Genomic DNA, 587 nt, shown 5'->3' on the forward strand with positions numbered 1-587 from the left:
AAGCAACAGAAAGCACAAACTTCACGTTGGCACAGGCGTTGCCAACACTGACTAACGCAACATTCAATCCGACGCATCAAGCGGAAGGACAAAGTGTCGCGGTCAGACTGGAGTTCGATAAAGCGCTGCAAGCAGCAAGCGCAGAGCTGGGTGGTTCCGCCGTCACACTGACCAAGACAGCGGATGCGAAAGTCTGGACCGGTGATGTTGTGGTGCCAGTGTCGTCAGAGCTAACCGTAGGCTTGGTGGTGAAAGACTACCAAGATCTTTCGGGGAATACGGGCGCAGAAGACCGCAGCCACTCGATGCCGATCACACCAACCTTGGCGATCACGCCAGTAGGCAATGTGGATAGCAGTAACGCCGCCACATTGCAAATCACCGGCACTTCAAGCCGCTTTGATGGCCAAACCGTGAGCGTAGAAATCAAAGCGCAAGGCAGTGAAACGGTTATCGCCAGCGGCAGTGCCACGGTACAAAGTGGTGGCGCTTGGACGAGCAACGCGATGGACATCAGTGGTGAGCCAAATGGCACGTACACCGTCGTTGTCACAGGCACCAATGCCTCAAATGTGGAAGCAACAGAA

Annotated in this window: 1 pseudogene; it reads left to right on the forward strand. The window is 54.9% G+C overall.

Annotated features, from left to right (window positions below):
- Window positions 1-587 (forward strand): annotated as a pseudogene (locus R7E38_RS23170) (hypothetical protein); the annotation flags it as partial.

Origin of the sequence: Vibrio sp. Vb2131 (genome assembly GCF_033338535.1) — a bacterium.
In the GTDB taxonomy this organism is placed as follows: domain Bacteria; phylum Pseudomonadota; class Gammaproteobacteria; order Enterobacterales; family Vibrionaceae; genus Vibrio; species Vibrio alginolyticus.